Below are 14859 nucleotides of genomic sequence, written 5' to 3' on the forward strand. Positions count from 1 at the left end.
ATGCTAATTGGCAAATATTATCTGCTGAAGATTATCAAGCAAAAGTGAGTTTATTCAACTAATCAGATTTGGCATTGCGCACTTGGTTGGTTTTTATCACTTTGATCGGATTCCTGTGGACTGGAATTGCGTGTCTTCTGCCTACTGTTCGTGCCATTGGACTCCTAGTAGCCTTTAGTTTTTGGTTTCCCAGATGGTATTGGAACCGATCTTAAGTTAATTGTTCAACAAACACAATCGTCATTACAGCAAGAAAGGTCATCTAAGAACAAACCTTGTCGGCGATAGGCTTCCAATGGAGTAGTATCGATTCCCAGACGTTGAGCGATCGCATTTCCTACCACAGCAAATCGCTGCCGAAATTTATAAATGAAACAAAAAATTAGATTGCCGTGACGCACTGAAGGACCGACTACAAATAATCCTGGAGTTACGGTGGACTCATCTTCTTGAGTCAGGGCTGCATAGCCATTTGACCAGTCAAATAGAGGTGCGATTTGTTCTAAACTGCTATTAAACCCCGTACAGAGAATTGGTTGTGTAGAACTAAACCACTGTTCGTACTCGCTCTCCACCACGTATCCTTTTTTTACTGCTTTGACTGCTTCAATGTGCTTGTCTCCAATTAGTTCTATCCGACCCATAGAATAAGCTACTTCTAAACGTTTTAGGGTATAAGGAGACAGAGAAACACTAGGATCAGGGTCTAAGTTTAACCAACTACTCTTGCGATCAATTAACTTGACTTTTTTCCCTAATGCTGCCAAATATGACGCTGCATCTACACCGCTTTCATAGCCTCCGATAACTACAAAATCGTCCCCTTCCAGGTCTCTCCAAGAACCTATTTGGGAATTATGGATACACAATTCTGCCCCTGGAAAAGGATTAAGATTGGGATATTGATACTCTCCTGCTGCCCAAATAACAAACTGCGATCTCAGCGAAGCTGAGGCACTGCGTGAACGCAACTCGCCTTTAGAAGTTTCCAAGACAAAGCCTTTGCCTTGAGGTAAAGCTGCAATAGTTTTCACATCTGTCTCGGTTTTTATAGGTAGTTGAAAATACTCTGCTATAGTCTCCAAATATATGGCATATTCTTTCCCTGAAAGATGTTCCTTTCTAAAACTGAGGGCAGGAGAAGTATTTAAAACTATTGCGTTGAGGTCCAGCAATCCAAAACCATGACCGGGAAACGACGGCGTAATGAATTTCATTTCTTCTGGCCAACGGCTAAAAGAAGCCCCTATTTGATGTCGTTCCAAAATGACAAAGTTTTCAATTCCTAAATCTTTTAAGACTACGCCACAACCAATTCCAGCAGCCCCAGCTCCCACAATTACAACTTCAAAATGATCGTTAGTTTTGTTCACCAGCAGACAATCTCGAATAGATACTTTATGATAATGATAATCATTCTATAAAAAAAAAGCTAGCTTTCTAACAAACAATATTGGTGAGACAATGGTAAACTATAATTGATATCCTCCCATCACTAAACTGCTTACGTCCCTATAGGGCGTTGCGAGAGCAAATGGACAAAAAACAACGCGCTCTCGTATAATTAGAATAATCATATCTATTACTCCAGAACTGAACTAAGCGTATAAGTTAACTTATACGTTTAGTTGGGGCTAACTGAGCGTATAATTAGACAAAAAAGCCTCACGGGGTGACAAGCACCTCAAAACTATTGTGAGACAAGGGATTATATCATGTCCGGTTGAATAGTTATAATTAAAGTTCGTAGAATAGCTCTCAGCCCTAAGTATATATCGGGCTGAGAGCTATTCTACAAACAAAAACTTTTTTATCACTGATTATCCGGACATGATATTAAAGGACATTTCTTTTGAGAATGACTCGCTCAAAGTACCCCAGAATAACTGGCGTGGTAAATCCATTTTTGTGTTTCAATTTCTACAGTGACAATCCAACCAGAAGCCGATCCCCCTGTGCAACCTTCCATAGTTTTCAATCCCATACAGCCATCTCCCCAAGTATGTTTTTTATAATCGACAATCTTACACCGGTTTTCATATGAATAAACCACAATGATACTAACTCCTAACTCCTGACTCCTGACTCCTGACTCCTGACTCCTAATAATCAGTTTAGTGGTCTACTCAACTGAAAAGCGCTGTAAGTGCCTCCATCCCTAGAGCAGGTATTTCGGAGACATCTTCCAGCACAAAATCAGCAAGTATTTCTGGCAAAATGTTATTTGATTCTTCTTTAGAATTCACTGAACCTCCAAAACTTTGCTTAATTTATGATGGTTATTTGACCGTAGCAACTCCCGCTTGGCACTTTCATTGATGCTTAGAAAAAAATTTAGGAAGACTTCACTGTAAGCCACCAATAGAATTAAGAGAAAAATGTCTTTTACTGGCAAAATTTTATCATCGCTTAAACCCTGAAGGGGTGGCAAAAAGTTGGGGGATTCAATTTTGGAATGGGGGGGGAGAAAAGTTAATGACTATATTTTTGCCGAATCCATTTTTAGGGGAAGATGAGGATTATTTGCCTGAGAAAAAATAGGAATCAAGATTTATGAATAATCAAATTGCAGTTGATTCGCCAGAAAATTATAATGTTTGGAGCCATGCTGAAAAAGCAATGTCTCATTCTCGTCTGTGGCAATTTTTCTTAATTACTATTGGCAGTGCTAGTAGTATTATTTATCCTCACATTCCCTTAGTAGGTTTTGCTGCTATTAGTGGGGTGACACTTAATAGAAAATAGGCGATAATTTACTCAGTAATAATTTGGTTAATTAATCAATTTTATGGTTTTACTCTCCGTCAATATCCCCAGACTTTAGAATCTTTGACTTGGGGATTAGTGATGGGTTTAGGAACATTATTAGTAACAATTCTGGCTACTCTTAAGCCTAAATTTATTGAGGATAAAATATGGAGGTATTATTTATGGTTGACTGCTAGTTTAGTTATAGGATATGTCTTGTTTGAAGGGATAATATTGTTGACTGCTACCTTAATGGTGGGAGACAGTCATGGTTTAACAGTAGCTATTTTGGGGAGGATTTTTATTAAGAATATAGTCTGGGCGATCGCTCTAACTTTTATCCACAGTTTGTTGATTTGGAATGGGATTAAATTCTCTAAAAGAGTGGAACGGAGTTCTTTCGCCCCTACTTAAGAAAATTTGACAAACAGCCTCTAAAGAGACTGTTGATATTTGAGCAAAAGTTCAGGGATATAATCATAACCATCCACTCCAATAACTGGTAAAATTTCTGAACGTTTCCGACCTAAAATCTCATTAAAATCTTCTCCCAATTGACCTTTCAAGACAACCATTAACCCAGCTGTTTGTCGCCATTCATTAGCTCCAATTTGCTCTAAAAGATACATACCCAAACAACCAGCAAAAACAGCTTTCTCGAAATTTTGTAAATTATAGTAAGCCTGTGCAAGATAAGCCAAATTCAAACCTTGCAAATATAAATCCCCAGAATATTGAGCAGCTTGCCAACCCCCAGCTAAATATAACAGGGCATCTTCAGGTTTTTCTAATACCATAAATGCAATTCCTAGACTACTAAAACAAAGAGACTTACTCTGACCATCCCCTAAATTTTCTGACAATTTCAAACCCTGTTGTAGATAATTAATCGCACTTTCATAAACCTCCGTTTCCATTACTTCTTGTTGTCTAGCTTGGAAAACTTCACTAAAACCAAAGTTAGCTAAAGCATTAGCTTCCCCTCTTTTATCACCTACTTGTCGGGAAAACATTAACGCCCTCTGACTATAATTAATTGCCTCACTATAATCCTTCATCGCTACAGAAGTCCGACTCAAATGATTCAAATTAGCAATTTCACAGGATTTATCCTCCGTTTCTTGGGCAATCTCCAAAGCTTTTTTATGAAATTCCATCGCCTTTAAATATTGCCCTAAAGTCTGCTGAGAATAACCTAATAAAGTTAAAATTCTTCCCTTAGCTTGCGTACCTTGAATTCTTTGCAAAGGTTCATCTAAATAACTCAAAGCATTCTGTAAATATTCTCCAGAAAAAGAAGCAAAAATTCCACCATAGAGAGGAAAATATTCTCGTTGAGAAAAAGCACGAAGAATTTGCAACGTCACCTGAAAACAAGAATTACTTAAACTAGGTCTAGCCTGAAAACCATCAGCTAACTGACACCAAATAGCAGCAAAAGTCAAAAAAGTAGAAATAGATAATTTTGCCCCTACCTTCGCATCATAAATTAACTTATCAAACCATTCTACTAATCCCCTTTGTAAACATTGTAAAATTACTGACAACTCAACTAATTCGCTTGCTTCAATACTAGCTTTGCCAGCAAATTCTACAATAGATTTTTCCAAAGCAATACTATTAAATAAACCTTCTGGAAAAGAGCTATTTACTTGTTTTGACCATAATACCCAAGGTCCCCTCTGTTCGGGAGTCCCACCAAATCCTATTTGCCCCCGACTTTGGTCATATATCCAACTCACCAAATAAGGTTGTAGTCGTTGCCAAGCTTCCAAACCTTTAGTAATACCAGTGGTAAACTGCTGCAAATCTTTTTTCAGTTCTGGGTCAGTAGTTTGGAGTTGTTGGTCTTGTAGAGTTTGGCCAAGTTTCTGTAATTGGTTAAGGGTAAGGGGTTGTTTTTGATTTGGGTCAATAGCATTAAGTAAACTGGTCAGACGTTCCCTAGTTTCCGTATTAATAATTTGCTGTACAGATGTAGCGATCGCCTCTTGAGTTTGATTTTGTTTTTCCCATCTTTCCCATTCTCCTTGAATAGTTTTTAATGCTCGTAAACGACGATTAGCTTTTGCTTGTTTTAACTCATCGGTTTCTGTATCTACCTGATTTTTAATAGTTTGGAAACGTTCATCAAAACAACGTTCAAATATTTCTCCTGTACCACTGCTAATTTCTTTAACTAGCATTTGATATACTTGTTCTTTGGAACGAATTTTACCTTGGAGAGTAATTTCTATAATATGGTCAATTAGATTTAGATAGCGTTCTTGCCAAGAAATAGATTCTGTCATTTCAATTATCAGTTATCAGTTATCAGTTATCAGTACCTTCTACTGAATGAGGAGTTTTATACCATTTTGAAAAAGTAATTCTCTACTTAAAAGCTGTGAAAAAATAACCATCAAAAGAACAAAAGTTACTAAATATCCAGCATTCAATCCAGAAAATAATATTTAACAATATTAAGTCCAACTATAGCAAAGTTTTTGGTAATTGGTATTAGTCAACATCTCCATATTATTTATTAATTATTCAACCAATGTACAATGGCTTACTAACTAATCAAGGTAACTTATCAATTTATCACTATAAACATATTTTCAAACATTTCATTAATTATATCTTCCATATTATCTGCATTTACATAATTAGGACCTCTAACAAATTCTTGTAATGTAATTTTCTTATTTTTAAAATCCTTAACAAAATCACGCAACTTTTTCAAAGACATTAGCTCAAACTCTACTTCTTCTAGCATAATCTCCATTAAATCTTCTCCTTTGCGCCTTGCTTTCCGATATTGTTTAACCATATTACCTTGAGGAGTATTTTTGACCTCTCGTAATTCAGCTTTAACTTGTTGATATTGTTGAGATAACAATTCAATTTCTCTCCCTAAACGCTCACATTCTTTTTCTCTATCATTTTGGTAAAATTTCACTGTTTCTTGATTTTTCTCCCGTTCAATCTCTAGCAACCTAGCCAGATCGCCACTTTGATAAGCAATATTAATTTCTTTCATTATTTCAGTATAGAGAATACGAGTTTCATCTTCCTTCGCTTTATCAGGATGAAATTTATCAGCTAATTTTAAAAAAATTTTTCTTAAATCTCTACTTGGACGTGGTTGAGAAATATCTCGTTGTTCATAGAATTTAGAGTGATTTTTATCATCATAATCATCCTCTCTAAAAAAGTCTTTCTCAGTTGAATCTTCCGAATTATCTCTAACATCATCTTGAAAATTTGCTGATGATGATTGAGAAAAATAGTCCGGTCTTAGAGAAATTTTCCCTGTTAATTGTAGAGTTCGATAAATATCTATAACTTCTTGTCTTTGACGTTTTCCTAAACGTTTCTTACTTAGAATTTTTTCAAAGAGAGTATGAATTTCTCGATCCAAGCTATTAATTTTTTCACCAAACGGTCTACTTTTATTAAACATTTCTTGAGTCAAGGTTTGTATCTGTTGAGTAAGGTTAGATAATTCAGTTTTTTTACGCTTGATTTGGGTCAGAAGTTTTTTGTGTTTTTCGTTGAGAGCATCAATTCTAGCATTAACAGAATAAAATGATAGAGCATTTTTTTCTGATAGAGGATTATAGGTAGCTGTTTTTTTAGTTGTTTTTGGCATAATAAATGTTTTGATTATTATCTTGGCAATTGAATCTTTTATAGTTTATCGTGATTTACTAAATGTGTCACCTTAGTCAAAATTAATCTCATATTTAAAGCAGTTGTCTCCCATTTCTTTCTAGATGTAAAAAGCTGAAGATAAAACTTTTCTATTACCAAATTACCAAAATATCGTATCAGGAGTTTCTACCAAATCATTTTTTGTCTTTTTTTATTCTTGATTTCTTCCTAATTACTAATAATATTTCTCACAAAAATTTATTAATTTAGCATTATTTATACAGCAATAACACAAAAAAAACAGGGGATGCCAATCCCCTGTAGCCAACAGATTTACCAACAATATGCTTGTTATTCTTCAGTAGTATTTACATTAACTTTTACAGATTGTACAGCTATCATTTTTTCGGCTTTGACTTCAGCTACCAAGTCTTCTAACATTTCTCCAGTTTCAGTTAAAGCAGCTTTGCTTTTTTCATAAAGTCTTATCCCACCTTTAAGAGTTGCCTTCGCAACTGGTTTAAGTACAGGAACTAATATAGGTGCTATTGCTACAGCACCCAAACTAAAGGCTACTGTGGATAGATTTGTGTGTTTGACTGTTTCTAGTATATTTGACATGATCAATCTCCTTTTACCTACATTAAGTGATGAGTATTTCCAGTAATGCTTCTTTAAGTTATGCTACTTGAGTTGATTGTGAAGATTCTGAAGTAGTTAAGTTAGCTTCTTCAACTAACTTAGCTAGATACGGAAGCATATCTAGATGAGGTTCATGGGCGATCGCCACTGAAGTTGCCGAAGAGTTAATTCGGACATTTGTCACTCCATCAGTGCTTAAAATTAATTGTTCTAGTCTCTGGGCATAGTCTACATCATTACCAACCTGCGGTACTCGCAACCTTACTCGTCCTAGGGTAGAGTGAAGCACTTGAAATGATGGTGCAACAGTAGGAGTTAAATTTTTATCTGTTGTTAACTCCTCCAACTGTACTTTTAGCTGTTTCATTATCCCTCTAGTCAACTTTGATGTCATTAGAGAAATTGGTAAACTTCGCCAACCGAAAATCCTCAACTTTTGGTTAACCAGCATACAAGCAATCATAGGAACTAGAGAATCTATTAAATCTGCTCCCACTGTCACCGCAGTATTTATCGTACCTGGTGATTTATTTTCTACTACTTCTGTAGTTGGTGATGTCAAAGTGGGGGACTGAGAATTAATATTTAAACTCTCTAATATTTCCCACAAATGAGACAAAGGCATAGTGCTGACATCAAAACTCGCAACCATACTACCGGTGCAATTATTTAGTTTCACCTCGTAGATACCTTCATGCTGCTGTAGTTGTTTAGCTATTGCTTTTAAGGTAGGAATATCAATATTTTTACTACAAGCCTTTAAACGCACACGGCCTGGAGTTTGATGTACTACTTCCATTGGAATATCTTGTGGTGTGGTTTTGTTGGCCATTTTATTTTCTTCCTTCCCCTGATGTCAGATAGCTATCTATCCGTATTTATAAGTACTGATTATTTAGCCTAGCGAATTGTGTGTTCAAAAGAAGTTAAATGTTGCTTCATTTATTTATATTTGTATCTTAATACCCTTATCTAAAAAAAGCAACCCTTGTTACAGTTATTTATATTTTGCTCATAATAAAAATTTACTATTAATCTAGAAAACCTTGATTTAAAAGAATCTTCTAAGGTTTATAAGAGTAATATCAAATAATAAAAATAATTCTCTACTTGATTAATCTATTGAAAAGAGTCGAATCTGAGAATTCCTTTATTTTTAGCTAAGTATTTATTCTCAAACAACTTAAATAATATATTACATAAGAAATCTTAAACAGTGATCATTGCGACCAGGGAAGCAATCTCGAAAACCTGGGACTTGCTGTCCTAACGCTGCTATGGGGAAGTCATGTATTCAAAAGCCATGCATCAAGTGTGTAATTCTGAAGTCTCCATTTCCTTCAGAATTACACACAAATAGAATTTAAGATGAACTCAAGACAATCAATACTTTTGATTGGGCAAGCTTTTAGAATAGAGAGAAGAAAAAATTTTCCTTTTAGTCAATCCTCTTCTTAAAAAGAAGAGGTAATTGTTAACTGCTGAACTCAAGTCGATTAAGTAATTTAATAATCAGTATTTTAACTTAAATACTTTAGCTTAGTATTGTCAAAAAGACTTATAACAACTACTTATTTAGAAGAGGGTTGGGTTAAGAGGCGATATAGCTGCCGCTAGACTCTGCCTTTCATGTCGCGCAGCGAAACGTTCTTTTATCATATTTATCAGAAAAAAGTCTTTATCTTGATCCCATACCCTATTAATCCTACAATTCTAGCCTGTTTTCTTAATTTTATTTGGAATCCAGCTTAATACCATATAAATTAGTCCCAGGTAAATTGTAGCTGTCAGTAAAATGTAGAAGCAATCAAAGTTAATCATTATGGACACCCCCTAGCTGTAATTTTATTTTTACTCCCTACACTTTTATTATTGCTTGAATTTGAGATAGTGGCATCCCCTAATTTGGTATATCAATACGGTGAAAACCGGATTAGCCAGTTAGGTTAATTGGATGCAATTGCGCATCTGTACTTGTATCCTCTAAAATTAAATATAACCTAAATAACCAATATTAATTAGTGATTATTATCACGATTTATATTATCACAAATCATTTTTCATTTATTTTTATCTGATAGAATTTTTATATAAAATGATTATCTACTTAAAGGTAATAATATTATATAAAGAAAAACTGATATTAACTATAAAAAAGTATTATATTTTATTTTTGGACGAGTATAAGCTGAAAATTGGAAATTAATATTAATTTTAGTATTATCCCTAATGTTTAGTATGAGAAATGGATTGAGTTGAGATTAATTCAGACAAATGCAATCAGAAGTAAGATTAAGAGTAGCAGTATTAGGATTATTTGTGGCAGATGCTCAAGTACTGTTACTACATCAAATGACAGATCCAGAGCCTAATTGTTGGGACTTACCAGGAGGAGGTTTACAACCACAAGAAACCGTAATGGAAGGACTAGCACGAGAGATAAAAGAAGAAACAGGAATTACAGATTTTCAAGTAGAACGACTGCTGACAATAGCAGAGAAATTTTTTCCTCAAGGAGAGGGAAAACTACTTCATGCTTTAAATATTATTTATCAGTGTAGAGTCGAACCGAAACCAACCAACCTCAGTAGTGACGATCCAGAAGTTGGACCTTTAGGAATTCAGTGGATAGCGATCGCAACTCTGACACCCGAAAAGTGTTCAAACAGAGCCTGGGAAGCATTGCAAGTAGCAGGTTTAGTCTCAACTTGAGTAATGTAGAAAATTTAGACCTCCCCAATTTGCTACCCTTCAAACAGGATCGGCTAGAGGGGAGAGTGTTCAAGTATGATTAATTAATCATACTTGATATAAAACCAACTACCTAATACTGACACCAATTAATAGGACTTACGCATAAACCATATATGTAGAGTTAAAAAACTATAACGTTATAGTTTTTTTCCCTATTATGTAGTACCCATGCGTAAGTCCTGATTAAAAAAAATTTATACATCATATCCCATTGCTAAAGCAGTTTTTCTAGTTGCTGCCAAAGATCCCTCTAACATTGGTTTTGCTAAATCTTTCACTTGTTCAACTAAAGCTGCTCCTGCTACTTCTGGGGAACCAGCATCAAAAGGTGGTGCAGGGTTGTACTCCAACAAAAGTTGAATTGTTTTCGCCATTTCTTCCCCACAAAGCTGACTTGCAACCGCCAGTCCAAAATCAATACCAGCAGTTACTCCACCCCCAGTAATCCGGTTTCGGTCGATCACAACTCGTTCTGTTCCTACTTCAATCCCCAACATTGCTAATTGGTCGCGAAAAGCCCAATGGCAAGCAGCTCGGTAGCCTTGTAGTAATCCAGCAGCAGCTAATATTAGAGAACCGGTACAAACTGATGTAACAAACTTGGCTGTTTTTCCTTGGTCTCGTAAAAATTGTAAAACCTCCTCATCCTGCATCATTTCAATTTGCCCTGGACCTCCAGGAATACAAATAACATCTAAATTTGGACATTGCTCGAAAGTGAGAGTAGGCGAAATTGTCAAACCATTATCACTGCGGACAGGTTCTAAGTTTTTCCAAAGTATTAGCACCTGAGCATTGGGAATAAATGAGAACACTTGAAAAGGTCCAGTTATATCAAGTTGAGTCATATCTGGATAGATAACTAAACCAATCTGATATTGCTGAGTCGTATCTGTCATATTGAATGTGTATTGTTGAGGTTAACAAAACTAGGTTATCCTAAAATTTAATTGTGAAGCTAGTACCCAAGTGGGTAGTTTTGACCAAAAATGTAGTAGGATATAAGCCCAAAGTTAAATTTATACAACAATAAGTTTGGGAACTAAAATTATCGAAAGTTTCAATGATAAAAAATATTAATATTAGACGAGGAAACCCACAAGAAAATTCTCTAATTGCCAAACATCTTTATCTAATGTGGCGAGATATTGGTGTTCCTGATGACTCTATTCAATCTAACTGGTTAGAAATCACAAAAGAATATATTGATAACGCTCGACATCAACTATTTTATCAAGCCTTTATTGCTGATATAAATAATACAATAGTTGCTTCAGTTAGCTGTCAAATATTCGCTGGTTTATATCCAAATATTATCAAACCAGAATATCGAAAACAGGGTTATATTTGGGGGGTTTATGTTGAACCAGATTATCGCCGTCAAGGAATTGCTAAAAAATTGATGGGAGAAGCCATTGCTTATCTTAAGTCTATTGGTTGTACCAAAGTTATTCTTCATGCTTCCCCTCAAGGGAAACCGCTATATTCTCATCTTGGCTTTGATGAAAATAATGAAATGGGGTTAGACTTGTCTTAGAATTATATTTCCTTCTTCCTGATTGAAAATGCCAAAAAAACAAAAATTTCCTTATCTTCTTGGTTCTAAATGGACAGCAACTCAAAAAACTTGGGGATGGCGACATTTCCAAGTAGTAAATCGTAAAAATCAGGGTCAATGGGTATTTGCTGAAATGGTAGCATCCTGTGACTCAACTGTGAGATTTTGGCTAAATGCTAAACAACTAAAAGACACCTCCCTTTGGCAACCTGGATGGCAATCAACACAAGAATTAGAACCTATTGAATAATAAAAATGGATTATGAACATTTAAAAAAAGCAATTAGATTCTTAATAGAAGCCACCCAAAATTTAGAAGATGTTGTAAGTGAAAAATCAACAATTCCCACAAATAATCAAACAGTTGAAAATGCTAAAGAGACTATCAGAAAAGCTATGGCAGAAATATCTGCTGCGCTAAATCCTCCAATCACAAATCATATTCCCGATGAATTTTTAGCCAAAGCAGAAAGTTTAGGTATTCCCTTAAATGATATTGAGGTTATAGTTGCTATTTCTGAACATCATCCTAGTCAGTTAGCGGGTGTATTAGCAGAAATTGAAAATCGGGCAGAAAAAATTAGACGTAGGCGAGAATATTTTCTGCTCCGATTACCAGAAATGCCAATAGAAAAATTAGGTTCTCGACTACCAATTGTCAAAGCTACTGATTTAAATTGGCCTAAAGAAGCGATTTCTAAAGAATATCGAGAAGCAATTAAAGCTAAATACAAAATTGATAGACTGATGAAAAAACGAGCTAATTCTAGAACATCTATTTTTGCCAAAATTCAAGCTGCGGAGGAACATTTAGGTCAATCTCAACCAGGGGAAAATGATTCTGATTTAGATGAAGAAATCCCATTTTAACTCCCCTGCTGGGAAGTCCCGCTCAGTTGTAATGACAACTGTTCAACTGGATTTTATATCAATTACCAATAAATCGGACCACCGTTTTCATACAAAGCTTTAGTCATAACAGGAGGCTTATGTGGCTTAGGTGGCATGGGCATGGGCATGGGTTTAGGCCAAGGATGACCCCCCGATTCACTCCCTGGACAAGGAGCAGAGATGCACACTATGTCACCAGGATAATGCCCCCCTTCTTCACCTATAGCCAAAGTAGTAAAAATAGGCTCTTCTCCCTTTCCACCATTGATTTGGGAAGCTTCTTCATCTGTTAACTGCTCTTCAATGTCTAGATTTACATCTTCTAGATCAGAAATATTGAGAGCAAAAGGATGATTCATATTCATACAAAACTCCTAATTTTTATTAGTACAGGAATACATCTAATCTGCAATTAGACAAAAGGATCTGCGGCTTGACGTAACTGCTCAGAGGGAGCGTAGTCATCTGTGATGACTTGTGGACATCGCTTACAAGCAGCTTTGCCTTCTTGCTGCCACCAACGACAATTTCGGCGGATAGAACAGGGTGGTAAATCTTCTACTACCACAGGCAATTTCTCCACAATTCGCATTGCTAAACGGCAGTCCTTGCCATTAAAATGCTGACAGCCAGATTCCGCGCAGGTTGCCGCTGTTCTAAAAATCTCCCCTGGGGTAACTGGGGTAGCCTTTGCTATCAGTTCTTCTGTAATGGGTAGTGCCTGCTTAAGATAAGCTATCTCGGGTGCCGTCGGCGTTCCAGCGACTACGCCAAAAACAACACCATTCACTGATTCGGGTGTAGCACTAGGGCAAAGGGTAGTTTGTTTAGCAGTAATATCTTCCATGAATTTAGTCTCCACCTAAATATTATTTTTGATACTTGAAGACTAAAAAGTAATTTTTTTTGCATCTAGTGGTACTGCAATCAGCCCAACTATAATTGGCGGACAAATTTTAATTGGAGGGTAAAAAGGCTCAATTGGCTTAGTTGGAAGACACACAGGCTCAATTGGCTTAATGATAGGCTGAGTTGGCGGACAAATCGGCTTGTAGCCTGCAATAGCAGGTGATAAACTCAGACCACCCCCAATTCTTTTGGCTTCATCATCGGATAAAGTTTCTACTAATCCTCTTCGTGCTACCGCATTGTTAATGGCATCATCAATCAGGTCATTAATTTCTAATTTACGGTTGTACTTTTTGCTTTCTGCCACTTTTATTTTCCTCCGAATTGTTAACTACTTTTTGTCTATGGAAATAGAACGAAATTTGGATTTTACATAACTGCTAGAAGCAGATAAAATTTTGACATAAACCTTCCATAATAGCCTCTTCGTGGTATTAGATATTTTGTGATTGAAAGTGTTTTAGACTCTAAGATCGACTGCCAAAATCCTAATTCAGTTAGTCCCCTTCAAGAATGACGGTATCGAGATTGGTAACAATAGACGCAGTTCCTAACACAAAATTCTCAGGCGGAATAACTGGGCTAAGTTCCAACCTATTGATGGCTTGAGCAAAACCGAAAATTGGCGCAGAATCACCACCTGCAACAATTTCTTGGCCTATATTGCTGAAGCCACTTTGGGCAGAAAACGAGCCAGCACTATCACTATCTGCCAGCATAAACGTGTTGCTAGCGCCTTCGCCAACGGGATTTCTGTTGCCGTAGAGAGTACCCCCAATTAAAATATCTTGCTCAAGCAGAAAACTTCCTGTTCCACTAGAAATAGAACCAATAATAGACGCAGTTCCTGGCACAAAATTCTCAGGGGGAACAGGTGGGCTAACTTCCAACCGATCAATGCATCCATCGAAACTGAAAATTCGCGCATAATTACCACCTTCACCTGCAACAATTTCTCGGCGAATATCGCCAAAGCCACTTTGGGCAGAAAACGAGCAAGCACTATCTCTCAGCACAAGCCTATTGCTAAGGTTACCACCAACGAGATTCCCGTTGCCGTCGAGAGTACCCCCAATTAAAATATCCCTCTCAAGCGAAAAACTGCCTGTTCCACTAGAACTAGAAGCAGATAAAATGTTGACAGAAACGCTTTGATTAATCTCACTTTGATCATCGCTAGATACCGCAGCAAAACTTTTGGCTTCGGCAATTATCTTGCCATCTGGTGAAACTATCTGTTTAGCTAGAACTTGATAAGGATTCATAATTGCCCCTTCGTGGTCTTAGATATTTTGTGATTGAAAGTGTTTTAGACTGTAAGCTCGACTGCCAAAATCCCAATCAGTTCCTTGCCTTCAAGAATAACGGTATCGAGATTGGAAAAAATACACGCAGTTCCTATCACAAAATTCTCAGGCGGAACAACCGGGCTGAGTTCAATTTGAGTGCTTCAAACAACTTTGTTTTGTTTGATTCTTTTAATATAACCAGAATAATTAGGGAGTGGTTGCCAATTTGGCAGATGTATTTAAAAAAAATATAGTAAATTTTATCGGGTTTTTGAAGGCATGAAAAGTAATAACAGTTTTACCGAATAATTATTAATTATTAATTAAATAATTCAGGTTTAAAGCCTCCTCTTTCAAGAGGAAAAAGCGGTCGGAAAGCGGAGCATTCCGAAGGATGGGATGCCGAGGTCTCCGTTCCCTCCGGGACGCTAC

The 14859-nt window shown here is 36.3% G+C and carries 16 protein-coding genes and 1 pseudogene; 7 read left to right on the forward strand and 10 right to left on the reverse strand.

Translation table 11 applies throughout. From position 1 onward, the window contains the following. Positions 1–224: 224 nt before the first annotated feature. Positions 225–1373: an NAD(P)/FAD-dependent oxidoreductase gene (locus ACP6PL_RS06450; protein WP_426543729.1), complete on the reverse strand. Its 1149-nt coding sequence runs from the start codon at positions 1371–1373 to the stop codon at positions 225–227. An 844-nt stretch (positions 1374–2217) separates the two neighbouring features. Between ACP6PL_RS06450 and ACP6PL_RS06455 the strand changes: the two are divergent. The 3 genes and pseudogenes from ACP6PL_RS06455 to ACP6PL_RS06465 all read left to right on the forward strand — a co-directional run bounded on the left by ACP6PL_RS06455 (position 2218) and on the right by ACP6PL_RS06465 (position 3162). Then, positions 2218–2541 (forward strand): annotated as a pseudogene (locus tag ACP6PL_RS06455) (DUF7676 family protein). A gap of 12 nt (positions 2542–2553) precedes the next feature. After that, positions 2554–2745, forward strand: a complete 192-nt coding sequence (locus tag ACP6PL_RS06460) for a hypothetical protein (protein WP_426543731.1) — start codon at positions 2554–2556, stop codon at positions 2743–2745. A gap of 84 nt (positions 2746–2829) precedes the next feature. Further along, positions 2830–3162, forward strand: coding sequence for a hypothetical protein (locus ACP6PL_RS06465; protein WP_426543733.1), 333 nt, complete (start codon positions 2830–2832; stop codon positions 3160–3162). A 20-nt stretch (positions 3163–3182) separates the two neighbouring features. Here ACP6PL_RS06465 and ACP6PL_RS06470 read toward each other — a convergent pair whose 3' ends face one another. From ACP6PL_RS06470 to ACP6PL_RS06485, 4 genes are all read right to left on the reverse strand, one after another. Then, complete coding sequence (locus ACP6PL_RS06470; RefSeq protein ID WP_426543735.1) at positions 3183–5039, reverse strand: tetratricopeptide repeat protein; 1857 nt, start codon at positions 5037–5039, stop codon at positions 3183–3185. Between the two features lie 284 nt (positions 5040–5323). After that, positions 5324–6382 (reverse strand): J domain-containing protein, encoded by a 1059-nt coding sequence (locus tag ACP6PL_RS06475; protein ID WP_426543737.1) that lies wholly within the window; start codon positions 6380–6382, stop codon positions 5324–5326. 353 nt (positions 6383–6735) lie between these two features. Continuing rightward, positions 6736–7005, reverse strand: a complete 270-nt coding sequence (locus ACP6PL_RS06480) for a DUF5132 domain-containing protein (RefSeq protein ID WP_426543739.1) — start codon at positions 7003–7005, stop codon at positions 6736–6738. Positions 7006–7063: 58 nt separating this feature from the next. Beyond that, positions 7064–7858 (reverse strand): HMA2 domain-containing protein, encoded by a 795-nt coding sequence (locus ACP6PL_RS06485; RefSeq protein WP_426543741.1) that lies wholly within the window; start codon positions 7856–7858, stop codon positions 7064–7066. Positions 7859–9300: 1442 nt separating this feature from the next. Here ACP6PL_RS06485 and ACP6PL_RS06490 point away from each other — a divergent pair. Beyond that, positions 9301–9738, forward strand: coding sequence for an NUDIX domain-containing protein (locus ACP6PL_RS06490; RefSeq protein ID WP_426543743.1), 438 nt, complete (start codon positions 9301–9303; stop codon positions 9736–9738). 236 nt (positions 9739–9974) lie between these two features. Here ACP6PL_RS06490 and ACP6PL_RS06495 read toward each other — a convergent pair whose 3' ends face one another. After that, positions 9975–10679, reverse strand: a complete 705-nt coding sequence (locus ACP6PL_RS06495; RefSeq protein ID WP_426543745.1) for a DJ-1/PfpI family protein — start codon at positions 10677–10679, stop codon at positions 9975–9977. Between the two features lie 164 nt (positions 10680–10843). Here ACP6PL_RS06495 and ACP6PL_RS06500 point away from each other — a divergent pair, with 164 nt between their 5' ends. From ACP6PL_RS06500 to ACP6PL_RS06510, 3 genes are read left to right on the forward strand one after another with little or no spacing between them, the layout of a single operon-like run. Next, positions 10844–11317: a GNAT family N-acetyltransferase gene (locus tag ACP6PL_RS06500; RefSeq protein WP_426543747.1), complete on the forward strand. Its 474-nt coding sequence runs from the start codon at positions 10844–10846 to the stop codon at positions 11315–11317. A 28-nt stretch (positions 11318–11345) separates the two neighbouring features. Beyond that, complete coding sequence (locus ACP6PL_RS06505) at positions 11346–11588, forward strand: TIGR02450 family Trp-rich protein (RefSeq protein WP_426543749.1); 243 nt, start codon at positions 11346–11348, stop codon at positions 11586–11588. 5 nt (positions 11589–11593) lie between these two features. Beyond that, positions 11594–12208: a hypothetical protein gene (locus ACP6PL_RS06510; protein ID WP_426543751.1), complete on the forward strand. Its 615-nt coding sequence runs from the start codon at positions 11594–11596 to the stop codon at positions 12206–12208. A 62-nt stretch (positions 12209–12270) separates the two neighbouring features. Here ACP6PL_RS06510 and ACP6PL_RS06515 read toward each other — a convergent pair whose 3' ends face one another. From ACP6PL_RS06515 to ACP6PL_RS06530, 4 genes are all read right to left on the reverse strand, one after another. Then, positions 12271–12594, reverse strand: coding sequence for a hypothetical protein (locus tag ACP6PL_RS06515; RefSeq protein ID WP_426543753.1), 324 nt, complete (start codon positions 12592–12594; stop codon positions 12271–12273). A gap of 47 nt (positions 12595–12641) precedes the next feature. Next, on the reverse strand, positions 12642–13076 hold the full coding sequence (locus tag ACP6PL_RS06520; protein WP_426543754.1) for a nitrogen fixation protein: 435 nt from the start codon (positions 13074–13076) through the stop codon (positions 12642–12644). Between the two features lie 42 nt (positions 13077–13118). Beyond that, on the reverse strand, positions 13119–13445 hold the full coding sequence (locus tag ACP6PL_RS06525) for a hypothetical protein (protein WP_426543756.1): 327 nt from the start codon (positions 13443–13445) through the stop codon (positions 13119–13121). A gap of 190 nt (positions 13446–13635) precedes the next feature. After that, the gene (locus ACP6PL_RS06530; RefSeq protein ID WP_426543758.1) at positions 13636–14403 is read right to left on the reverse strand and encodes a hypothetical protein; all 768 of its coding nucleotides are present in this window, start codon (positions 14401–14403) and stop codon (positions 13636–13638) included. Positions 14404–14859 lie beyond the last annotated feature (456 nt).

The organism is Dapis purpurea BLCC-M126 (genome assembly GCF_050015975.1).
Classification (GTDB): Bacteria; Cyanobacteriota; Cyanobacteriia; order Cyanobacteriales; family Microcoleaceae; genus Trichodesmium.

Bases quoted from the DNA above. Each gene is read 5' to 3' on its own strand.
- ACP6PL_RS06460 (WP_426543731.1), top strand. From the start codon at position 2,554: ATGAATAATCAAATTGCAGTTGATTCGCCAGAAAATTATAATGTTTGG.
- ACP6PL_RS06470 (WP_426543735.1), bottom strand. From the start codon at position 5,039: ATGACAGAATCTATTTCTTGGCAAGAACGCTATCTAAATCTAATTGAC.
- ACP6PL_RS06475 (WP_426543737.1), bottom strand. From the start codon at position 6,382: ATGCCAAAAACAACTAAAAAAACAGCTACCTATAATCCTCTATCAGAA.
- ACP6PL_RS06480 (WP_426543739.1), bottom strand. From the start codon at position 7,005: ATGTCAAATATACTAGAAACAGTCAAACACACAAATCTATCCACAGTA.
- ACP6PL_RS06485 (WP_426543741.1), bottom strand. From the start codon at position 7,858: ATGGCCAACAAAACCACACCACAAGATATTCCAATGGAAGTAGTACAT.
- ACP6PL_RS06490 (WP_426543743.1), top strand. From the start codon at position 9,301: ATGCAATCAGAAGTAAGATTAAGAGTAGCAGTATTAGGATTATTTGTG.
- ACP6PL_RS06495 (WP_426543745.1), bottom strand. From the start codon at position 10,679: ATGACAGATACGACTCAGCAATATCAGATTGGTTTAGTTATCTATCCA.
- ACP6PL_RS06500 (WP_426543747.1), top strand. From the start codon at position 10,844: ATGATAAAAAATATTAATATTAGACGAGGAAACCCACAAGAAAATTCT.
- ACP6PL_RS06505 (WP_426543749.1), top strand. From the start codon at position 11,346: ATGCCAAAAAAACAAAAATTTCCTTATCTTCTTGGTTCTAAATGGACA.
- ACP6PL_RS06510 (WP_426543751.1), top strand. From the start codon at position 11,594: ATGGATTATGAACATTTAAAAAAAGCAATTAGATTCTTAATAGAAGCC.
- ACP6PL_RS06515 (WP_426543753.1), bottom strand. From the start codon at position 12,594: ATGAATATGAATCATCCTTTTGCTCTCAATATTTCTGATCTAGAAGAT.
- ACP6PL_RS06520 (WP_426543754.1), bottom strand. From the start codon at position 13,076: ATGGAAGATATTACTGCTAAACAAACTACCCTTTGCCCTAGTGCTACA.
- ACP6PL_RS06530 (WP_426543758.1), bottom strand. From the start codon at position 14,403: ATGAATCCTTATCAAGTTCTAGCTAAACAGATAGTTTCACCAGATGGC.